The 19,298-nt window shown below is 48.1% G+C and carries 23 protein-coding genes and 2 pseudogenes; 17 read left to right on the plus strand and 8 right to left on the minus strand.

The genetic code is table 11. The features are described from left to right. Positions 1-60 precede the first annotated feature (60 nt). Positions 61-261 (minus strand): zinc-ribbon domain-containing protein, encoded by a 201-nt coding sequence (locus tag HMPREF0080_RS06630; protein ID WP_006790597.1) that lies wholly within the window; start codon positions 259-261, stop codon positions 61-63. Positions 262-529: 268 nt separating this feature from the next. Between HMPREF0080_RS06630 and HMPREF0080_RS06635 the strand changes: the two genes are divergently transcribed. The 17 genes and pseudogenes from HMPREF0080_RS06635 (at position 530) to HMPREF0080_RS09955 (ending at position 15,006) form a co-directional block, all read left to right on the plus strand. Further along, complete coding sequence (locus HMPREF0080_RS06635; protein ID WP_006790598.1) at positions 530-784, plus strand: TM1266 family iron-only hydrogenase system putative regulator; 255 nt, start codon at positions 530-532, stop codon at positions 782-784. Between the two features lie 10 nt (positions 785-794). Continuing rightward, entirely contained in the window at positions 795-1,556 is a 762-nt protein-coding gene (locus HMPREF0080_RS06640; protein WP_040347443.1) for a nucleotide-binding protein, read from the plus strand. Further along, positions 1,553-2,845, plus strand: coding sequence for a nitrogenase component 1 (locus HMPREF0080_RS06645; RefSeq protein WP_006790600.1), 1,293 nt, complete (start codon positions 1,553-1,555; stop codon positions 2,843-2,845). The genes HMPREF0080_RS06640 and HMPREF0080_RS06645 overlap by 4 nt, the downstream gene beginning before the upstream one ends. Continuing rightward, positions 2,845-3,882 carry a nitrogenase component 1 gene (locus HMPREF0080_RS06650; RefSeq protein WP_006790601.1) on the plus strand — a complete coding sequence of 346 codons (1,038 nt, stop codon included), beginning with the start codon at positions 2,845-2,847 and terminating at the stop codon, positions 3,880-3,882. The genes HMPREF0080_RS06645 and HMPREF0080_RS06650 overlap by 1 nt, the downstream gene beginning before the upstream one ends. Further along, entirely contained in the window at positions 3,882-6,176 is a 2,295-nt protein-coding gene (hypF, locus tag HMPREF0080_RS06655; protein ID WP_006790602.1) for a carbamoyltransferase HypF, read from the plus strand. Before HMPREF0080_RS06650 ends, hypF begins: the two co-directional genes overlap by 1 nt. 60 nt (positions 6,177-6,236) lie before the next feature. Continuing rightward, positions 6,237-6,383: a HypC/HybG/HupF family hydrogenase formation chaperone gene (locus HMPREF0080_RS06660; RefSeq protein WP_006790603.1), complete on the plus strand. Its 147-nt coding sequence runs from the start codon at positions 6,237-6,239 to the stop codon at positions 6,381-6,383. Further along, the gene (hypD, locus tag HMPREF0080_RS06665) at positions 6,383-7,426 is read left to right on the plus strand and encodes a hydrogenase formation protein HypD (RefSeq protein WP_006790604.1); all 1,044 of its coding nucleotides are present in this window, start codon (positions 6,383-6,385) and stop codon (positions 7,424-7,426) included. Before HMPREF0080_RS06660 ends, hypD begins: the two co-directional genes overlap by 1 nt. A gap of 2 nt (positions 7,427-7,428) precedes the next feature. Next, positions 7,429-8,433: a hydrogenase expression/formation protein HypE gene (hypE, locus tag HMPREF0080_RS06670; RefSeq protein ID WP_006790605.1), complete on the plus strand. Its 1,005-nt coding sequence runs from the start codon at positions 7,429-7,431 to the stop codon at positions 8,431-8,433. An 18-nt stretch (positions 8,434-8,451) separates the two neighbouring features. Next, the gene (locus tag HMPREF0080_RS10900; protein ID WP_006790606.1) at positions 8,452-9,267 is read left to right on the plus strand and encodes a hypothetical protein; all 816 of its coding nucleotides are present in this window, start codon (positions 8,452-8,454) and stop codon (positions 9,265-9,267) included. Positions 9,268-9,310: 43 nt separating this feature from the next. Next, positions 9,311-9,805 carry a hypothetical protein gene (locus HMPREF0080_RS10905; RefSeq protein ID WP_245527252.1) on the plus strand — a complete coding sequence of 165 codons (495 nt, stop codon included), beginning with the start codon at positions 9,311-9,313 and terminating at the stop codon, positions 9,803-9,805. Then, positions 9,802-11,040, plus strand: a complete 1,239-nt coding sequence (locus tag HMPREF0080_RS06680) for a nitrogenase component 1 (protein WP_006790608.1) — start codon at positions 9,802-9,804, stop codon at positions 11,038-11,040. The genes HMPREF0080_RS10905 and HMPREF0080_RS06680 overlap by 4 nt, the downstream gene beginning before the upstream one ends. Further along, positions 11,040-11,798: pseudogene (locus HMPREF0080_RS06685) on the plus strand (nucleotide-binding protein). Before HMPREF0080_RS06680 ends, HMPREF0080_RS06685 begins: the two are co-directional and overlap by 1 nt. Positions 11,799-11,802: 4 nt before the next feature. Continuing rightward, positions 11,803-12,435, plus strand: coding sequence for a GTPase (locus tag HMPREF0080_RS11720; RefSeq protein WP_425358117.1), 633 nt, complete (start codon positions 11,803-11,805; stop codon positions 12,433-12,435). Then, on the plus strand, positions 12,347-13,003 hold the full coding sequence (locus HMPREF0080_RS11725; protein WP_425358118.1) for a hypothetical protein: 657 nt from the start codon (positions 12,347-12,349) through the stop codon (positions 13,001-13,003). The genes HMPREF0080_RS11720 and HMPREF0080_RS11725 overlap by 89 nt, the downstream gene beginning before the upstream one ends. 3 nt (positions 13,004-13,006) lie before the next feature. Next, complete coding sequence (locus HMPREF0080_RS06695) at positions 13,007-13,699, plus strand: aspartate/glutamate racemase family protein (RefSeq protein WP_006790613.1); 693 nt, start codon at positions 13,007-13,009, stop codon at positions 13,697-13,699. Between the two features lie 17 nt (positions 13,700-13,716). Further along, entirely contained in the window at positions 13,717-14,283 is a 567-nt protein-coding gene (locus HMPREF0080_RS06700; RefSeq protein WP_156795310.1) for a phosphatase PAP2 family protein, read from the plus strand. A gap of 351 nt (positions 14,284-14,634) precedes the next feature. After that, positions 14,635-15,006, plus strand: coding sequence for a hypothetical protein (locus HMPREF0080_RS09955; protein ID WP_006790617.1), 372 nt, complete (start codon positions 14,635-14,637; stop codon positions 15,004-15,006). A gap of 614 nt (positions 15,007-15,620) precedes the next feature. Here the strand turns inward: HMPREF0080_RS09955 and rpsR are convergent. From rpsR to fusA, 7 genes and pseudogenes are all read right to left on the minus strand, one after another. After that, positions 15,621-15,851: a 30S ribosomal protein S18 gene (gene rpsR / locus HMPREF0080_RS06710; RefSeq protein ID WP_006790619.1), complete on the minus strand. Its 231-nt coding sequence runs from the start codon at positions 15,849-15,851 to the stop codon at positions 15,621-15,623. Positions 15,852-15,896: 45 nt separating this feature from the next. Continuing rightward, a complete protein-coding gene (locus HMPREF0080_RS06715; protein WP_040347444.1) occupies positions 15,897-16,322 on the minus strand; it encodes a single-stranded DNA-binding protein in 426 nt (141 codons plus the stop codon). A 17-nt stretch (positions 16,323-16,339) separates the two neighbouring features. Further along, on the minus strand, positions 16,340-16,624 hold the full coding sequence (gene rpsF, locus HMPREF0080_RS06720) for a 30S ribosomal protein S6 (protein WP_040347446.1): 285 nt from the start codon (positions 16,622-16,624) through the stop codon (positions 16,340-16,342). Between the two features lie 147 nt (positions 16,625-16,771). Continuing rightward, positions 16,772-17,863, minus strand: coding sequence for an acetyl-CoA hydrolase/transferase family protein (locus HMPREF0080_RS11355; RefSeq protein ID WP_342610086.1), 1,092 nt, complete (start codon positions 17,861-17,863; stop codon positions 16,772-16,774). Beyond that, positions 17,820-18,113 (minus strand): hypothetical protein, encoded by a 294-nt coding sequence (locus HMPREF0080_RS11545; protein WP_006790623.1) that lies wholly within the window; start codon positions 18,111-18,113, stop codon positions 17,820-17,822. Before HMPREF0080_RS11545 ends, HMPREF0080_RS11355 begins: the two co-directional genes overlap by 44 nt. Before the next feature lie 352 nt (positions 18,114-18,465). Then, positions 18,466-18,831, minus strand: coding sequence for an elongation factor G (locus HMPREF0080_RS11730; protein ID WP_006790624.1), 366 nt, complete (start codon positions 18,829-18,831; stop codon positions 18,466-18,468). A 1-nt stretch (position 18,832) separates the two neighbouring features. Further along, a pseudogene (gene fusA / locus HMPREF0080_RS11735) lies at positions 18,833-19,298 on the minus strand (elongation factor G); the annotation flags it as partial.

Raw genomic sequence — 19,298 nt, forward strand, 5'->3', positions numbered from 1 at the left:
TTCCAAGGTAAATAATAAATTTTATAGAAAAAGGCTACACGAAAAAACGTGTAGCCTTTTTTATTTCATAATTATGCGCCAAACAGCGACGGCTATAAAGAAAAGGGCAATGAGCAGACTTACTATCCGCTGCCTGGTAAGAACCAGCTTTGCCGGTTGTGTTTGCGGCGGTTTAGGCGGCGGCAGGATTTGCTGTGTACCGCAGACAGGACACATACGGACTCCGTCGCGCAGCATTGTACCGCAAGTTTTACAGATCATTGTATCATCTCCGCAGGAGTTAATTTTATGCTTTCATAATATCACGGAAAAGGTGGGGAAAAAAGTATGACTCTGTAAATTGTCAGCGCTTGCGGCGAGTGATATACTGATTATGTAAACGGTGAAGTAGAAGTTTATGCTGACACGGAACCTTCCGGAATATATTTGGACGTACTGACTTACGGCGGCATTGCCGCGTAACAAGGCGCTGCTATACGAACGTTGTATCCCTGCGCCCGGCAGGGATTTTTTTATCAGGAGAGACAGTATGGAAAAAACGAGAGTCGCGCTTATCGGAGTCATTGTCGGTGATGCTGCTGCCGTAGAACGGATAAATGATATTTTTCATGAGTATCGGCGGTACATTATCGGACGTCTGGGTATACCTTATAAAGAGCGGGATATTTCTATTATCAGTATTACTGTCGATGCGCCTCAAGCCGTCATCAGCGCTATTTCTGGCAAACTCGGCATGATTGACCATGTCAGTTCAAAAACAATTTATGCGAAAGTTCCCGAATAAGGAGCAGTTCATGTTAAAAATTGCAATTTACGGTAAAGGCGGTATCGGTAAATCGACAGTCACATCCAATTTGGCGGCGGCTTTCTCTTATTTGGGAAAGCGGGTTGTTCAAATTGGCTGCGATCCGAAGGCCGACTCTACGTTTAATCTTCTCGGTGGATGTCCGGTCCGGCCGATCATGAACTATATGCGTGATGTCGATGAAGCGCCGGAGACGATAGAGGAGATTTCCCGAATCGGTTACGGCGGCGTACTCTGCATTGAAACCGGGGGCCCTACACCCGGACTGGGATGTGCCGGCCGCGGTATTGTATCAACTTTCGCCCTTCTTGAAGACATGGGGCTTTTCGAGCAGTTCAAGCCGGATATCGTTCTTTACGATGTTCTCGGCGACGTTGTCTGCGGCGGTTTTGCAGTGCCTATCCGCGAAGGCTACGCCGAAGAAGTTATTATCGTTACGTCGGGAGAGAAAATGGCTCTCTATGCAGCGAACAATATCGTTACGGCTGTCCGAAATTTTGAAGATCGCAGCTATGCCCGCATGAGAGGTCTTATTTTTAATCGGCGGAATATTCTTGATGAAGAAGAAAAGGTGCGCGCCTTTGCGTCGGCACGAGGCTTGGAAATAGTCGGCGATATTCCTCGCAATGACGATATTACGCGTTATGAAGAGATGGGGAAAACCGTTATTGAAGGAGATCCTGAGCTTTCCATCAGTCAAAATTTCCTGTCCGTAGCACGCCGCCTTTCCGGCGAAGAGGCAATGCAATGAAAAAGGAAGCTTATTTTCAGACCGTTGCCGACCTGGTAAAGCGCGGCCCGAAGGATATACCGGCAGAATTCATTTCGTCGGAACACGTTATCTACAATTCTCCCGCATCATTGGCATTTAATTCTCCCGGCGCTGAAGGATTCGGTGTCAAACGCGCGGGACTTGCCGTACCCGGTTCTGTCATGCTGCTTATCGGGCCCGGTTGTTGCGGCCGGAATACGACTGTTCTCGGGGAGATGAGCGGTTATAGCGATCGGTTTTTTTTCTATACGATGGATGAAACGGATATCGTAACGGGGCGTCATTTGAAATTTATTCCCCGAGCCATTGAAGAAATTTGTGAGACCCTTACTGTAAAACCGTCTGCCGTCATGGTCTGTGTGACTTGTGCCGATGCCCTGTTGGGTACGGATATGGAACAGGTCTGTCGCAGGGCGACGAAAAAGGTCGGCTTGCCTGTTGTCCCGTGTTATATGTATGCGTTGACGCGGGAAGGGCGGAAACCGCCGATGGTCGCTGTCCGCCGGGCCGTGTATTCGCTTCTGGAAAAGACGAAGCGCCGAGGTGATGCCGTCAATATATTGGGTTATTTTTCACCTCTTTTGGATAATTGCGAGATTTATGCGCTCTTGCAACAGGCCGGTGTAAAAACTGTCCGTGAGCTTTCCCGCTGTGTCGATTTCTGTGCGTACAAAAAGATGAGTGAAGCCAATTTCAACCTTGTCCTCCATCCGGAGTCACGGCTGGCAGCGCAATATATGGAAGAGCATCTGGGCATACCCGGCATTGAACTTACTCGACTTTATCAAATTGATAAAATTCATAAACAATATATGATTTTTGCGAAGATAATCGGTACAACCCTGGATGATACTTCCTTTAGAAGAGAAGCGGAAGAGGCTGTCGAAGCATTTCTCAAGAAGGACGGACATATTTCTCTGGCCATCGGTGAAATGGCCAACGCAGATCCTTTCGAGTTGGCTCTGGCTCTCAGTAAATACGGGCTGCATGTGGAGAAAATATACGGTACTGTTACAGCCGAGTCTTTCGTGTATCTCAGGCAGCTTACTGTCGTTGCGCCGTATATAAAAGTCTATTCCAATCTTTCGCCGACAATGCTTTATTATAAGGATGACGGGGATGTCGGGCTGACTGTCGGTAAAGATGCGGCTTACTATCATCCCCGGGCAGCACACGTTTTTTGGACGCAAGAAGTTCAGCCTTTCGGTTATGCCGGTGTGACGGCTCTCTTTGCCTGCATGGAACGGGCATTGGAAGGAGGTATATAATGAAAGGCCTGTGGAAATATCTCTCTCCGTTTTCTCCGGATCAGTCAGGGGCCAGCGCTGTTTTGTACGGGCTCGGCGGTATCGTGTTGGTCTGTGATGCGGGCGGTTGTGCCGGTAATATTTGCGGTTTCGACGAACCTCGCTGGTTTAAACAGAAAAGTGCTGTTTTCAGCGCCGGGTTGCGTGATATGGATGCCATTCTCGGGCGTGATGACCGGCTTGTTGACAAGTTGGCACTTGCTGTCGCCGATGTGGAAGCCGATTTTGCAGCCATTATCGGCACACCTGTACCGGCCGTTATTGCTACAGATTATCACGGCTTACGGCGTTTAGCGGAAAAACGCATTCATAAACCCGTTATCGTCATTGAGTCAACGGGAATGGGTTACTATGACGACGGTGAAGAAAAAGCGTATAAAGAGCTTTTTAAGACGTTTACGCAAGATGAATATATATGCCGAAAAGGCGTCATCGGCATCCTCGGCCTGACGCCTCTCGACAGTATTCACCCTGCCGATATAGAGGCGGTGAAAGAGTGTCTGCAGCGCAACGGTTACATGGATGTGCGCGTATACGGTGAAGGCGGTATTGAACCGATTCGTGTTGCAGGAGAAGCTGAAAAAAATCTCGTCCTCTCACCGGCAGGGTTGAAAGCTGCCAAATATTTGCAGAAGAAATTCGGGACGCCTTATGAAGCGACCTATCCTGTAGGGCATAATGAAGAGAGCGTTTGTGACAACTGGCAGGATAAACGGGTACTTATCGTCCACCAGCAAGTAGCGGCGAACGCTCTGCGGGAACGTTTGGAACGGCACGGCGCGACAGTGTGTACGGCTACGTGGTTCAAGGCCCCGGAAGAGTTGTGTCGTGACGGTGATGTGCAGTTGAAAGAAGAAGACGATTTTATAGATATGGTGGAAAACGGCGGGTATGATATTATTTTTGCGGATGCACTTTTTCGGCGTGCTGTACGCAATTTTTCGGGGACATATGTAGATTTTCCGCATTTTGCCGTTTCCGGAACGACGGACGGGTAATGACTAAGCGGATTTGTGTTTTCGGGATCGTTCAAGGTGTCGGTTTCAGGCCGTTCATCAGCCGTCTTGCAAGAGAACACGGTATTGCGGGACATGTCTGCAACCGCGGTTCGTATGTCGAGATAGTTGCCGGCGGTGAAGCCGCACATATTGAGGCTTTTCAAGAAAATATCACTAAAAAGGCGCCGCCCCGTTCACATATTATCGGTCTGACAAGTATTGAGACGGACGATATAGACACGGCGGGGTTTTCTATTGTTGAAAGCGCTCGTGAAGAGGGCCGTGTTTTCGTATCTCCCGATATCGGTATCTGTGACACTTGTGCGACCGAACTTTTTGAGCCGGGAAATCGCCGGTATTTACATCCATTTATTAATTGTACCGCCTGCGGGCCGAGGCTCACGATTCTGCGGTCCATGCCGTATGACAGGGAGCGAACGAGCATGGGTGAATTTCCCATGTGTCCGGACTGTGCCGATGAATATGAAAACCCCGCTTCGCGGCGCTATGATGCCCAACCTGTTTGTTGTAATGAGTGCGGGCCGGATGTAACCGTTATGGGTACGGATATACATGGTGCAGATGCTGTAAAAGAGGCGCGCAGAGCGATTGCAGACGGAAAAATTATTGCCGTCAAAGGCCTCGGCGGATTTCATCTTTGCTGCGACGGCACACGGGAAGAGGTTGTAACGCGGCTGCGTCGGTTAAAACACAGGCCGGTAAAGCCTTTTGCCGTAATGGTAAAAGATTTGGCAACAGCCGAACGGGAATGCGTTGTTACGAACGGAGCCAGGTCTCTGCTGACAGATTATGAAAGGCCTATCGTTCTCCTGCGCAGGCGGCCGGATGCCGAAGCGGCAATTACAGTGGCACCCGGCAATCCGTATGTGGGTATTATGCTTCCTTACGCCCCGTTACAATTATTGCTCTTTTCCTACCCGGACGATACGCTGGTGAGTGATGTCCTGGTTATGACTAGCGCCAATCAAAGCGGTGCGCCTATTTGCCGTACCGATGAGGAGGCGGCGGCTGAACTTGCGGAGATGTGTGATCTCATTTTGACACATAACAGAGATATCCTTCTGCGTGCCGACGATTCTGTCATGGCCCTTGCCGATGATTGTCCTTATGCCGTCCGTCGTTCCCGCGGTTATGCGCCCTTGCCGATTATGGCAAAAGGAGACTTTCACGGTACGGTTGTCGGTATCGGCGGAGAGTTAAAAAATGTTTTCTGCCTGGGTAAAGACAATCTTTTTTACTTGTCACCGCATATCGGTGATATGAGCGATGTACGTACTGTTGCGGCACTGCGTCAGACTATCGGCAGAATGGAAGATCTTTTGGAAATTATGCCCGGGCTAGGGGCATGTGATCTTCACCCGCAGTATAATACGACGATTGTGGCTCACGAACAAAATCTGCCGTTATTACCGGTACAGCATCATTACGCTCATGTTCTTTCATGCATGGCCGAAAACAGCTGTACCGGTCCCGTTATCGGTGTTGCCTTGGACGGAACGGGGTACGGCACGGACGGTACAATTTGGGGCGGTGAAATACTGGTTGCCGATTATCAAGCATTTACACGGTACGGCTCGATTATGCCGTTTATTCATGCCGGTGGCGATGCGGCCGTTCGGTACGGCTGGCGTACGGCCCTGTCTCTCCTTTTTGAATTGTACGGACGTGATGCTTTAAGAAAAGGTGTTGATATATATAAGCTGTGCGATTACCGACATGCGGCGGCGCAGTTTTTTATGCTCAACAGCGGCGTTAACTGCGGCATTTCAACGAGTACGGGACGCCTTTTTGACGGCGTCAGTGCGCTTCTGGGCTTTTGCCTCAGTGAGACCTTCGAAGGTGAAGCGGCTATGAATCTACAGTTCGCCGCTGAAGCTTGGGTAGAGGCGCACGGGGAAACGGATCTGCCTTTTGACGTGTTCTTACGGGAAGAACCCGGTATATTTCGGTTGGCAACGACGGATCTGGTTCGCTCTTTGCTGGAACGGAAAGCTGTCGGTATGTCTGCCGATGAAGGTGCATGGCTGTTCCATCTTGCCTTGGCCGAGCTTATCTGCAAGGGAGCGCAGGAGGTGAGGTGCCGAACCGGACTTGAGGAAGTCTGCCTGAGCGGCGGCGTTTTTCAGAATCTTCTCTTGCTGAGACTTTGCAAATGCCGCTTGGAAGAAGCGCATTTTCATGTATATACCCATCATCTTGTTCCGACTAATGACGGGGGTATCGCTTTGGGACAGGCAGTTGCGGCAATGGTTTTAAAAAATAAAGGAGAATAATTATGTGTGTAGGTCTGGCTGCGCGAGTAGTGTAAATAAATGGTAATATGGCTTTAGTCGATGTACGGCGCAAAGCGGCAAGTTTCTGCGGAACTTCTTGACGGACTTGATCCGGGTGATTACGTCATGGTTCATGCAGGCGTAGCCATTGCCAAGATTACGGCTGATGATGTGGATGAGACGGATATCCTCCTGGAGGATTTATAATGGCGACGTATGAAGAAGCAAAGCATATTGTTGCTTCTTACAATGGTAAGCCGATTCGGATTATGGAAGTTTGCGGTACTCATACACATGAAACTTTCCGTCTCGGTATTCGTAAACTCTTGCCGCCGAACATTGAGCTCGTATCGGGACCCGGTTGTCCCGTTTGTGTGACGCCCGTTTCTTTTATTGACGAAGCTCTTTGGCTGGCATTGGAAAGAAAGGTGACCGTTTGCACCTTCGGCGATCTGCTGCGTGTGCCCGGTACAACCATGACTTTGTCCGAGGCACGCGGCCGAGGCGCCCGTGTGGAAATTGTTTATGCTCCGCGTGACGCGTATGAGTACGCTGCCGTACATCGGAATGAAGACATTGTTTTTCTGTCCGTCGGTTTCGAGACAACGACACCTGCGTCCTGTCTTGCCGTGACAGAAGCTAAAAAGGCGGGGCTTACCAATTTTTCCATTCTTACGGCCAATAAGACTATGCCTAATGCCTATGAAGCTATGTGGAGGAGCTGTGATGCCTTTTTGTATCCCGGTCACGTTCATGCCGTTATCGGCACGTCTCTTTGCAGGAAATTGGCGCAGCGCGGTATTTCCGGCGTTGTTGCGGGATTTACGGCAAAAGAACTGATTACGGCACTTGTGTATATTATTAAACAAATGCCGAAAGGCAATCCTTTCTTTACTAACTGCTACCCTCGCGTGGTGCGCCCGGAGGGGAGCCCGAAGGGACGGGCGATCGTAGCGGCCGTTATGGAGTCTTGTGATACGCAGTGGCGCGGCCTCGGCATGATTCCTCTGTCGGGAATGAAACTGCGTGCGGATTATGCCGCTTTCGACAGTCGTACCAAATATGATATTCCCTTTTTAGAAGGACGTGAAGATCCGGCCTGCCGCTGCGGGGATGTATTGCAGGGTAAGTGTAAGCCGACGGAATGCGCTGTTTTCGGCAAAGGATGTACACCGGAGCATGCTGTCGGAACATGTATGGTTTCAAATGAAGGAACATGTGCCGCTTTTTATCGATACGGAGGGATATAATAATGGATGGACTGATTACAATGGCACATGGTGCAGGCGGTAAAAAAACGGCAGAACTCATTAACAATATATTTAAAAAATATTTGATAAATCCGCTTTTTACGGGAGATGATGCGGCAGTCCTGCCGGTGTCGGATAAACGCCTCGCTTTTTCTACAGACGGCTTTATCGTCTCACCGCCCGAATTCCCCGGCGGTAATATCGGTAAACTCAGCATTTGCGGTACAGTCAACGATTTGGCTTGTATGGGGGCCATACCGCGGTATCTTGCCTGCGCTTTCGTTATTGAAGAAGGCATGCTTCTTGCCGAGTTGGAACGATATGTTGCTTCTATGGCTGAAACCGCCGCCGAAGCAGGAATACATATTGTTGCCGGTGATACGAAGGTGTCCGGTAAAGGCCAGGTCGATAAGCTTTTTATTACGACGACGGGTATCGGGGAAATCCGTGATGAAGCGCACACGTCGGGAACGCTGGCAAAACCCGGCGATAAGATTATCGTCAGCGGTGATGTGGGCCGTCACGGCTGTGCGATATTGCTGGCACGTGATACGTTCGGTATTGATGCGGATATAACCAGTGACTGCGCTCCTTTGAATCGTACGATAGATTTACTCTATGACGTCACCGATGATATTCACGTTATTCGCGATGCTACGCGCGGTGGAGTGGGGACGGTCTTGTATGAAATTTGTGAACAGAGCGGTGTCGGCATACGTCTTGATATGGAAGCCGTTCCCGTGTCGCCGGCTGTACAGGGTGTTTGCGGTATGCTCGGCCTGGAACCTCTTTATCTGGCTTGTGAAGGCCGTCTTGTCATTATCGTGCCGGCAGCGGACGCAGACGGGATTATTAAAATACTCCGCCAAGGTCCGTACTCACAAAATGTCGCCGTTATCGGTGAAGTGACGGCGGCGGACAAAGGGTTTGTGACAATGACAACGGAAATCGGCACACAGACTGTGTTGCCGCCGCCGAGCGGAGAACTTTTACCGCGCATTTGTTAAGTTCGTCGAGGTCTTCTCATGATTTATGAAAATGAAATACGTCCGGCTCAGGTCCCTGTTACCAGAGTGAGCCCTGACGGTGCGGAACTTAATATTGCGGCTGCGACCTTTCCCCGGCCTTTTCATATAGGCCTGCAATATGCCTCGCCGGCGCGCGGCCATTGGACGATTGCGCACTCGCCGTATCTTATTCCGCAGAGCCATCAGGTGTATGTCTGCTGTGCCTGCTGTCTGCACGGTGTAGTCCTTTCGGCCGATGAGGTGCCGGGCGGGGCGGAACGCTTTTCGACGGTAACCGTGACGAATGAGAATATCATTAAGGGAAATTTGGAAGAAATGATGATCGACGGTATCAGTTATATTATTGATAATCTGCCGTCGCCGCCAAGGTGCGTGGAAGGATTTACCAGTTGTATTCAGCATTTTATGCATATTGACATTCATTTGGTTTATGCGGTTCTTTCCAAGCGATATCCTCATATAGATTTTATTGACGGATACATGATTCCGACCTTACAGCGCCGCTATTCTCCCGATATATTGGGGCGGCGGCAGTTGATGCGGGCCGTGCAGGCACGACCCGGGCGCAAGAAGATAAACTTCATCGTCAACTATTATCCCGTCGATCCGGATACGGAACTTTGTACCATGTTGCGTTCGAGCGGATGGGAAATAGGAGACTTTGCCGATTGCAGAACGTATGAAGAGTATAAAGATCTCGGTGCGGGGAAAACGAATATTTTCTTTTTGGAAAACTCCCGGCCTGCCGCCGAAGACATGGAAAAACGTCTGCATCAGGAAAGCCTCTATTTACCCCTATTCTTTTTTTTGTGAAGAAATACGGGCCAATCTCAAAATTGCGGCAGAACGATTCGATTTGACGTTGCCCGATTGTGATGCCTATGAAGAGGCTATAGAACGAAAAGCCGCCGAACTTAAAGCAAATATCGGCAATATACCTATTGCCATTGACTGTTCGGCTACACCCAGGCCGCTAAGCCTGGCACGTTTTCTCTTGATGCACGGTTTCCGTGTATATGCCGTTTTTTTGGATGAGATTTCTGCTGTTGAAAAAGACGATTTTTATTTTCTGCAGAAATACCGGCCCATGCTTTCGTTGCGTTCGACAATGCACTATAAGCGGCGTCTTTTGTGCAGAGACGACGTAAAAAAATACGGCACGGTTCTGGCGATAGGCCAGAAAGCCGCTTATTTTACAGGCACGAATCATTTTGTTAATCTTATTGAGAACAGCGGCCTTTACGGGTATACGGGGCTGTTAAAAATTCTTGACATGATGGCGGTAGCAGTGCGTGAGGAGAAGAATGTTCCTGCCATTATTCAAACTAAAGCTTGGGGGTGTCAGGCATGAAACAGGCGCAACAGGTCCTCTCCACGTATGCCGTCGACATGTTCGGCATAGCCTCGGCCCTCTACGAGTTGGGCGGACTGGTTGTTATGCATGATGCGTCGGGCTGCAACTCCACCTACAGTACACATGATGAACCGCGCTGGTATGATACCCCGTCGATGGTTTATATTTCCGGCCTTTGTGAAATTGACACGATTCAAGGTAATGATCTGCGGTTAGTTGATGAAATTGCCGTTGTAGCCGCAGAAACAACGCCTGCTTTTATCGCGGTCGGCGGCAGTCCTATGCCCAATGTTGTCGGCACGGATTTTAAGGCCCTTGAACGGATGATTTTTGAGCGTACGGGAATTCGAACTGTCGGATTTCGGACGGACGGCATCCACAGCTATCTTCCCGGTGCGGGAGAAGCGTATTTGGAGCTGGCGAAACTTTTCTTGAAAGAGCCAGAGTCGGAGCCGCAAGTACCGGCGGAGAGAGTAAATATCCTCGGTCTTACACCTTTGGATTTTTCCGTTGTCGGGAACGCGACGGAGTTGAAGAACTGTATTGAAGCAGGGGGCATGACCGTGCATTCGTCATGGTCTATGGGAGATACGTTGATGAATCTTGCGCAGGCTGCCAATGCCGATGTAAATGCTGTCGTTTCATCGACAGGGTTTTATTTGGCGCAGTATATGAAAGAAACATACGGCATCCCCTATGTTGCCGGCATACCTGTCGGCGCAGCCGCTGTAGGACCGTGGCTTGCCGCGCTTCGTTACGGGAATACATCTTATCTGACAGGATTGACAGGAAACGAGACGTTTTGCAAAGTCAAGTTTTCCATAGCCGACCTGAATGCCTGGAAGGACGACCGTAAAGCGCCGGCTGAGCCGTGCGATGTATTGCTTATCGGTGAGCCCGTGTGGCTGTTGTCGCTGCGGCAGTATTTACACCATGAAAAAAATATCGACAATATACGGCTTATCTGCCCGTTGGCCGATGCACCGCGGCTCCTGCTTGGTGAAATTGATACGGTCAGTGTAGAGGCGGCTATACGTGAAGAGTGTCGTGTTGCCCGAAAGGTTATTGCCGACCCTATATACAGCCGGCTTTTACCCGACGAGACGGATAAATTTATTTCCTTCCCTCACGAAGCCTATTCGGGACGGCATTATCGAAAGGATATTCCCTGCTTTATAGGCCCTTTTGTGGAAGAATGGGCAACGACGCATCTGGATGAACGGAGAGACTGATGAAAAAATTGGCAATGTACGGTAAAGGCGGTATCGGCAAATCGACGACGACGGCAAACTTGGCTGCCGCTATGGCTGCGGCGGGTAAACGGGTAATCCAGATCGGCTGTGATCCTAAGGCGGATTCGACGATGAACCTTCTCGGTGGAAAACCGCTTATACCGGTTATGGATTACTACAGAGAACATACGTAAAGCCCCGATTTTGACCATATCGGTACGTACGGGTTCGGACACGTATTCTGTGTGGAAACGGGCGGTCCCACACCGGTGCATCGGTGTGCAGGCAGAGGTATTATTGCGACCTTTGATCTCATTGAAGAACTGGAGGTGTTCGAGACTCTTAGTCCGGACGTCGTTCTTTACGATGTTTTGGGCGATGTCGTTTGCGGCGGTTTTTCAGCGCCCATTCGTGACGGCTATGCCGAAGATATCTGTATCGTCACGTCGGGAGAAAAAATGTCTTTGTATGCGGCCGACAATATTTGTAAAGCCGTAGCAAATTTTCGCAGCCGCGGCTACGGCACGGTTAAAGGCATCATTCTCAATCGCCGCAATGTGGAAGATGAATATGAACGGGTCAAGGCCTTTGCGGTTGAACGAAATCTGCCGATTTTGGCGGATATTCCGCGCAGTAAGGATATCCAGACATGTGAGGATAAGGGCATGACCGTCATCGAAGGACTGCCCGATTCGGAAATCAGCCGTATTTATCGGGAGTTGGCACAACGGCTTTTACAAGATGAAGCAGAGGAATAATATCATGGGAATGAATGAGACACCGCGCGGTGAACGGATTCATATAGGATTTTTCGGCAATCGGAATGCGGGAAAGTCCAGTCTGGTCAATGCCGTCACAGGTCAATACACGGCGATCGTGTCCGACGTAAAGGGGACGACGACCGATCCGGTATACAAGTCCATGGAACTGCTTCCGCTCGGACCGGTCGTACTCATTGATACGCCCGGTATGGACGATGCGGGACAAATGGGGGCTTTACGTATAGAAAAAACAAGGGAAGTATTGCGTAAGGTTGATATCGCCGTTATCGTTACGGACGGAACGATACCCCTTTCGGAAACGGATAAGGATATAATTACGCTTGTAAAAGAGCGAAAAATACCCTATTGTATTGTCAGAAACAAGGCGGACTTGATAGAATCGACAGACTGTCAGACAGATAATGAAATATACGTCAGTGCTGCGGAAGGAACGGGGGTAGATACTTTTAAACAGTACTTGGCTCGACTGATTAAAGTCGGCGACGGGGCGGTACCGATTATTTCCTCTGATTCATGGCGGCGATATAGTTGTACTCGTCGCGCCCGTCGATACGGCCGCACCGAAGGGCCGGCTCATATTGCCGCAGCAACAGACGATACGGGACATTCTTGATACGTCAGCCATAGCCGTCGTTACGGACGAACATAAACTGGCCGACACATTGGCTCTCCTCGGCAAGGAGCCGGCTTTTGTCGTTACGGACAGTCAAGTATTCAAAGAAGTCGCTTCCGTTGTTCCGCCACATATCAAACTGACGTATATTTCCGTTTTAATGGCACGACATAAAGGGATTTTGCCGTATCTTACGACAGGGTTACAGGCAGTGAATCGGCTTGCTGACGGAGATACGGTTCTTATTGCAGAAGGGTGTACTCATCATCGGCAGTGCGAGGATATCGGAACGGTAAAAATTCCGCGATGGCTCAAGGCTTTTACGCAAAAAAATATTTACATTGAAACGTCAAGCGGTACGACTTTCCCGCAAGATTTGAGCCCGTATACTCTGGTTATACATTGCGGCGGCTGCATGTTAAACGAGAAGGAGATGAAATATAGAACAAAGGAAGCGGGAATGCAACACACCCCGATTATTAATTACGGCATTTTAATAGCCTATATGAACGGAATTTTGGAAAGATCGGCCGAGGCCGTTCCTGAATTGGCGTTTTTGAAGGAGTAAAGAATGAAAAAATTAGGCTTAATCGGCGGTATAGGGCCTGAGTCTACGCTGCTGTATTATAAAAAACTGGTTTACGCAATTCACGATAAGGCGGATAAAGACTTTTTTCCGCCTCTTGTCATGGAAAGCCTCGACGTTTATCGGGTTTTGGCTTATTGTAAGGCAAAGGATTACACCGGTCTTACGGAGTACGTATCAAAAGGTATCGCCGATTTGGCGGCGGCAGGAGCGCAGGTTGCGGCGTTGACCGGCAATACGCCGCATATCGTATTTAATGAATTGGTCAATCGCTCTCCCATTCCCTTGGTCAGCAGTGTGGTCGTAACGGCACGGGCTGTAGCACAAGGCGGTTTTCACCGTCCTTTGCTTTTAGGGACGTTATTTACGATGAGAGAGGATTTTTTCAAAAAGGCATGCAGAGAAGCGGGTATTGAAGCGGTCGTTCCCGATTCGGACGAACAGTTAAGGGTACATGAGTTTATAGAAAGAGAATTGGAAGTGGGGATTGTAACCGAAACGGCACAAAATTATTTTTCCGAGCTTATTGAAAAAATGATTGACACTCGGAAAATTGACACGGTTATTTTGGGCTGCACGGAACTGTCGCTTCTTTTTGAAACCATGGTCTCGCCCGTACCCGTTGCGGATGTAACGGATATACATGTCGATGCTTTAGTGAAAGAAATGGAAGAATAAACACGGGAGGGCAAGTTATGTCGCGTATTTTACGCTTCATCTATATAATGGCTGCCCTTGTCGGGGCAGTTGAACGTATTCTTCTTTGGACGGCCCGCTTCGGCTTTCTGATTTATCCCTTATACGGGATCATATCTTGGGTTACGGCGCCGCGTAAAAATCGACTGCAACGGCGTGCCGCCTTGATTGAGGCCATATTTTCCGTACTGACGGCCTGCACCCTTTCAGCCGTTATTCGGTGCATATGGCATAGACCTAGACCCTTTGCACGAGGAAAGAGGGCGCTTATTTCTCATGGTCATAACGCTTCTTTTCCGAGTAACCATACTTTAAATGCCGTAACGGCAGCCGTATCCTTGCTCTTTAACGGGCAAGGGGGTGCAAAACGGCTCTTAGGTTGGGGCCTTTTGCAGGGAATGACTCGTGTTTTTGCGGGAGTACACTATATGAGCGATATTGCAGGAAGCGCCGTTTTGGCAGTATGCTGCGCCCTGTACGTTCATTCTTCGCACCGTTTACGAAAACTGTCTCGGCAACTGGCGTATATCTGTACGGAAGCGGAGGATATACTGAGAAGCAAATAGAAAAATTGAAGCATATGTGCCGATTACATGCCTTCGGTGCTGCCGTATTACATGTATACCCGGCGAGAGCCTTCATTACGGATGTTGCATATACGAAAAAACGATATTCAGTGCCTGTTGCGGCATGTACAGAGCTTCGGAAATCCCTCTTGAAGCCTTGATTTGAGGTGAAAGTATGAGGTCCTTATTTTATTTATTCATTCCGATAGGGTTCATTCTCTTTGTTATGAGCATTAAATACCTTGTCCGCTTTGCCAAGGCCGAAATGATTTATGAAATGCCCTATAGCAAGGAAGAAGGGACTTTTAAGATCCTGCAAAGGGTCGATATGGATTATGGCTTAGCGGGAAAATGTTTAAGAAGACTCCTCTGGGAGAATTCGGATTTAAACTCGTTAAGCAAGATACAAGGCAAGTAATTCCTCTGTGCCAATCGATAACAAGGACTACTATAAACGGACTTGATACTGCAAGGACGGAGTTATATTGTTTTCACGCGGAAGCGGGAGATTATATTCTGGCGCTTACTGATGGAGCAAGTTTAAGAGACAAGCTGGTTGCATCCGCGGCTAATGTCATAAACCGTCAGGATGTTGATTACAGCCTGTTTTCTATTCAGGTCTATAAAAAGACATTTGCAGTCCTTACGGTTTTATGTATTTTAGGGATTATAGCGGGCCTTATAGGAATGGCGTCGGGAATTATTCTTTCTCTTGCTTTATAAAAGTGAAGTCTGAAGAGGGGCCGCCTTTCATAGGAATAAAAGGTCCTATAATAAATGTTGGTGTCGGCATCGAAAGATGCTGACTTCAACATTCTTTTTTTTTTGCAAAACAAAAGCATATGAGACTCGCATCTTTACAATAAAATGTCCAGTCCTAAAGAAAGGATGCGAACTCATATGCTTACTATTAATTATATAGAATCTTTCTTTCATATAAAAGAGGAATATATTACCGGATGTTACCAAACCGATGAAGGGCTTATTTATGAAGTGCAGCTTCCGGTTACAACCCGTACTTGTCCGTATTGCGGACTTTAGAAAAGAACGTTCAGGGCGTAGGGAAAGGATCATATTTTGGGCCTATATCGGCAGATGACCGGCCTTGGTTTAAAAGCCCGATTTACCCAAATTTAAGAACTTCCAACGGCTATACAGAAGGGTGCAACAGGTAAAGCGTTAAAACGACTCAGTTATGGACTCCGACATTTTGAACGCTTTCGAGTACGTATCCTAATTATAAGTAAAAAGAATGGCACCGACCACTACCGTGATCGGTGCCGGGAAAGACTTGCAGGGTACCCACACCCCAACATTTGTAAAAGAGTCTTTTTATATTATTCAGCTGTATACGGCAACAGCGCGATTGCACGTGCACGTTTAATGGCAACTGTCAACTTACGTTGATGTTTTGCGCAAACGCCGGATACACGACGGGGTAAAATTTTACCTCGTTCAGTTGTAAAACGACGAAGTTTTGCAGTATCTTTATAGTCGATTTCATCAATATGATCTACGCAGAAATTGCAAACTTTTCTTCTCGGCCTTCTTGAACGTTCTTTTCTCATTATATAATTCCTCCCTTTATTGGATTTGAAGGGATGTATTTGACTTTAAAACGGGATTTCTTCGTCCGATTCGCTGCCAAGGCCGTCAAAACCGGCACCGGTAGAAGTCGGTTTTGATACAGGTTCGTTCATGCCCTGTTGGGAATCGGAGCCCATGGGTTGGGCTACAAAATCGGCGACGACTTCCGTGCGATAACGTTTCTGGCCATCCGCACCTTCATAAGAACGTACGGAAATACGGCCTTCTACAAATACACGCCTGCCTTTGGCCAAATTGTTGCCAACGCTTTCTGCCAAATTACCCCAAGCGACACAAGGAATAAAATCAGTTAATTCACGTTGTTCCGTGCTTCCCGCAGGAATATATGTACGTGAGCAGGCTACAGTGAACATTGCCACGGCTTTACCGGTTTTTGTAAAACGGATTTCCGGGTCACGAGCTAAGTTACCCATTAATTGTACTGAATTCATATCCTTTGCGCCTCCGGTTATTCGCCGATCTTAACGATCAAGTGTTTTAAAATTTCTTCACGGATTTTAATGACACGGTCAATTTCAAAAATCGCATCCGGTTCGATTTCGAAGTTAATCAAGACATAATAACCGTCACTCTGTTTTTTGACGGGATATGCCAAGTGGCGTTTGCCCCAGAGATCAACTTTTTCAATCGTTGCGCCGTTTTTTGTAAGGAGATTGCTGATGAACTCGACGATCGGAGATACTTCAGCTTCTTCAAGCGGCTTTGCGATAAACATGACTTCGTACTTTTTCACGAAATCACCTCCTCTTCTGGACATATGGCCCTTCATGACAAAGGGCAAGAAAGATGTTTAACCTAATCAAGCTTTTATATTCTAGCATATACGGATTGTAAATACAAGGGCTAAAAAGGCCTCCCTCCGGGAAGCCTTGTAGTGGTTTTATCGTTTATTGCTGTAACGCCAGATCTTCATGTTTTCTGCTTCGTTAATGAGTTCTTCGCGGAAATCGGGATGTGCCAGGCCGATTAATTTTTCGGCTCGCTCCCATGTAGAGGCGCCCATGAGGTTTTCGATACCGTATTCCGTCGCTACATAGTGTACTTGAGAACGGGGATCTGTGACGATTGTGCCGAGAGCCAAGGTGGGCCGAACGCGAGAGTTGATCTTACCGGTTTTATCCGTAAAGGTTGAACGGAAGGCAATGATACTTTTACCGCCGCGCGAACGGTACGCCCCGTCGGCAAAGTCAAGCTGGCCGCCGCTGCCGCTGATGTGTTTCGTGCCGGATGATTCGGACGACACTTGTCCGAACAGATCGATTTCGATACAGTTATTGATGGAAATGAAGTTGTCGAGCTGAGCAATGATGCAGGGGTCGTTGACATAAGATACAGGGTAGGCGGCCAGTCCCGGATTATCGTCGATCCAGTCGTATAACTCTTGAGAGCCGCAAGCGAAGGACCAAACGCCCTTATCTCTGTCGAGTTCTTTGTATTTGTTAGTCAATTGCCCGTTTTTATACATCATGTAGAACGCGTCGACGAGCATTTCCGTATGCATGGATAAATCTTTTAAATCCGATGCCGCAATCATTGAACCGACCGCATTGGGAAGTCCGCCGACACCGAGTTGTAAGGTTGCTCCGTTCGGGATTTCAGACAGGATGAGAGAAGCAATTTTTTTGTCAATATCATTCCCCTCAACAAAGGGAATGATCGTCATCGGAATATTACCCGCTTCGACGACAGAGTCAATGTCGGAAATATGAATACATTCACCGCGACCACCGAGAGCACGAGGCATCGCTTCATTGACTTCAACAATGACCTTTTTCGCTTTTTTTGTAATTTGTTCCGAGGCCGATACAGTTGTACCGAAGCTGAAGAACCCGTGTTTGTTCATGGGACTGACTGTAATCATGGCCACATCAACATCAAGAATATCACGGTACATAGACGGTTTATTGCGATACATCATGGGAATGAAGTTATTCAATCCTTTGGAACAGAGTTTGCGGTCGTAGCCGCTCATGTGCCAGTTCATCATGGTAAAAGATATCACGATTCGGATCTGCTTCGACGATCTGACGCGGCGCCAAGGAGAAGGCCGTACGTACTTTGATATCTTTTAATTCATCTTTCCGTGCCGCCAAGGCCTTATCCAGGACAATCGGTTGGGATGAAGCCATACCGTAATCCACCCAATCGTGATCCTTGACGAGTTTGACAGCTTCTTCAGGAGTCGTCAGTTTCTGTTTGTACAAATCTGTCCACTGGGACATTATAAATCACCTGACCTTTCAATGGTATTGCGTGTAATAAATTAATCGTTGTACATGTAAGTTCATTATAGACGCTTTAAGGAATAAAACAAAATATAAATTATGAATTTCACATACTACATGAGAAAAGAATATGAATACTTTGAATGATATGATTCCAGCGAAAATATGAAGTGACTATTAGATATAAAATAGAAGAAGCAATTAAAAAATAGTGAAAGATGGAAAAACCCGCATTTAAACAATGGGCGATATGCATGTTTTGTCCGGGCAAGATAACGGTACAGTTGCGGCTGGTTCTTAAATTCACGCTAAAAAAGAACCGCCCGTGAGGGCGGCCCTGCACATAAGTTTATTCACTTTTCTCAGCAGCTTTTTTAGCAATAATGGTCTCGGTTACTTTCTGAGGCGCTTCCTCATAGGCGAAGAAGTCCATATTGAATGTACCCTTGCCTTGTGTCATTGAACGAAGTACCGTTACATATCCTGTCATTTCGGCAAGGGGGACCTGTGCTTTTACGACTATGATACCGCTACGGTTACGATGATGTTCCATACCGAGGATACGGCCGCGGCGACCGCTGAAGTCACCCATGACATCCCCCATGAACTCTTCAGGAATAACGACATCTACGTTATAAATCGGTTCGAGAATAACCGGTCTGGCTTCGGGGACACCCTTCTTTAAAGCAAGCGATGCTGCCGTTTTGAAAGCCATTTCAGAAGAATCGACAGGATGATAGGAGCCGTCTTTTAAAGGTAACTTTTACATTGATCATCGGATAGCCGGCGAGCAGTCCTTTCTCCAGAGTCTCACGGACTCCTTTTTCTACGGCCGGGATATATTGACGCGGTACGGCACCGCCGAAAATGGCATCGACGAATTCAAACGGCTCGCCGGTTAAAAGCGGTTCGATTTCCAGGAAGACATGACCGAATTGACCATGGCCGCCGCTCTGCTTTTTATGTTTGCCTTCGGCCGTTACGGTGCCGCGAATTGTTTCTCTGTACGGAATGTACATTTCGCTCTGAACGGCCTTAATTCCATATTTACGTTCCATCTTCGTAAGAATATGGTCGAGGTGCACGTCACCCATGCAATGGAGAATGATCTGATGGCCTTCCGGATCTTTTTCGATGCGACATGTCGGATCTTCTTCACTGATACGCAGGAGAGCGTTTGTT

It is taken from the genome of Megasphaera geminata F0357, from assembly GCF_000239275.1.
Classification (GTDB): domain Bacteria; phylum Bacillota; class Negativicutes; order Veillonellales; family Megasphaeraceae; genus Megasphaera; species Megasphaera geminata.

What these genes read in the sequence shown, in the direction of transcription:
- HMPREF0080_RS11355 (WP_342610086.1), bottom strand. Translation starts at nt 17,863, where the DNA reads ATGAGCGGCTACGACCGCAAACTCTGTTCCAAAGGATTGAATAACTTC.
- HMPREF0080_RS06640 (WP_040347443.1), top strand. Translation starts at nt 795, where the DNA reads ATGTTAAAAATTGCAATTTACGGTAAAGGCGGTATCGGTAAATCGACA.
- HMPREF0080_RS06635 (WP_006790598.1), top strand. Translation starts at nt 530, where the DNA reads ATGGAAAAAACGAGAGTCGCGCTTATCGGAGTCATTGTCGGTGATGCT.
- HMPREF0080_RS06645 (WP_006790600.1), top strand. Translation starts at nt 1,553, where the DNA reads ATGAAAAAGGAAGCTTATTTTCAGACCGTTGCCGACCTGGTAAAGCGC.
- rpsR (WP_006790619.1), bottom strand. Translation starts at nt 15,851, where the DNA reads ATGAGAAAAGAACGTTCAAGAAGGCCGAGAAGAAAAGTTTGCAATTTC.
- hypF (WP_006790602.1), top strand. Translation starts at nt 3,882, where the DNA reads ATGACTAAGCGGATTTGTGTTTTCGGGATCGTTCAAGGTGTCGGTTTC.
- HMPREF0080_RS11545 (WP_006790623.1), bottom strand. Translation starts at nt 18,113, where the DNA reads ATGTCCCAGTGGACAGATTTGTACAAACAGAAACTGACGACTCCTGAA.
- HMPREF0080_RS06660 (WP_006790603.1), top strand. Translation starts at nt 6,237, where the DNA reads ATGTACGGCGCAAAGCGGCAAGTTTCTGCGGAACTTCTTGACGGACTT.
- HMPREF0080_RS11730 (WP_006790624.1), bottom strand. Translation starts at nt 18,831, where the DNA reads ATGGCTTTCAAAACGGCAGCATCGCTTGCTTTAAAGAAGGGTGTCCCC.
- HMPREF0080_RS11720 (WP_425358117.1), top strand. Translation starts at nt 11,803, where the DNA reads ATGGGAATGAATGAGACACCGCGCGGTGAACGGATTCATATAGGATTT.
- HMPREF0080_RS09955 (WP_006790617.1), top strand. Translation starts at nt 14,635, where the DNA reads ATGTTTAAGAAGACTCCTCTGGGAGAATTCGGATTTAAACTCGTTAAG.
- hypD (WP_006790604.1), top strand. Translation starts at nt 6,383, where the DNA reads ATGGCGACGTATGAAGAAGCAAAGCATATTGTTGCTTCTTACAATGGT.
- HMPREF0080_RS06715 (WP_040347444.1), bottom strand. Translation starts at nt 16,322, where the DNA reads ATGAATTCAGTACAATTAATGGGTAACTTAGCTCGTGACCCGGAAATC.
- hypE (WP_006790605.1), top strand. Translation starts at nt 7,429, where the DNA reads ATGGATGGACTGATTACAATGGCACATGGTGCAGGCGGTAAAAAAACG.
- HMPREF0080_RS06700 (WP_156795310.1), top strand. Translation starts at nt 13,717, where the DNA reads ATGTCGCGTATTTTACGCTTCATCTATATAATGGCTGCCCTTGTCGGG.
- HMPREF0080_RS06680 (WP_006790608.1), top strand. Translation starts at nt 9,802, where the DNA reads ATGAAACAGGCGCAACAGGTCCTCTCCACGTATGCCGTCGACATGTTC.
- HMPREF0080_RS06630 (WP_006790597.1), bottom strand. Translation starts at nt 261, where the DNA reads ATGATCTGTAAAACTTGCGGTACAATGCTGCGCGACGGAGTCCGTATG.
- HMPREF0080_RS10900 (WP_006790606.1), top strand. Translation starts at nt 8,452, where the DNA reads ATGATTTATGAAAATGAAATACGTCCGGCTCAGGTCCCTGTTACCAGA.
- HMPREF0080_RS06695 (WP_006790613.1), top strand. Translation starts at nt 13,007, where the DNA reads ATGAAAAAATTAGGCTTAATCGGCGGTATAGGGCCTGAGTCTACGCTG.
- HMPREF0080_RS06650 (WP_006790601.1), top strand. Translation starts at nt 2,845, where the DNA reads ATGAAAGGCCTGTGGAAATATCTCTCTCCGTTTTCTCCGGATCAGTCA.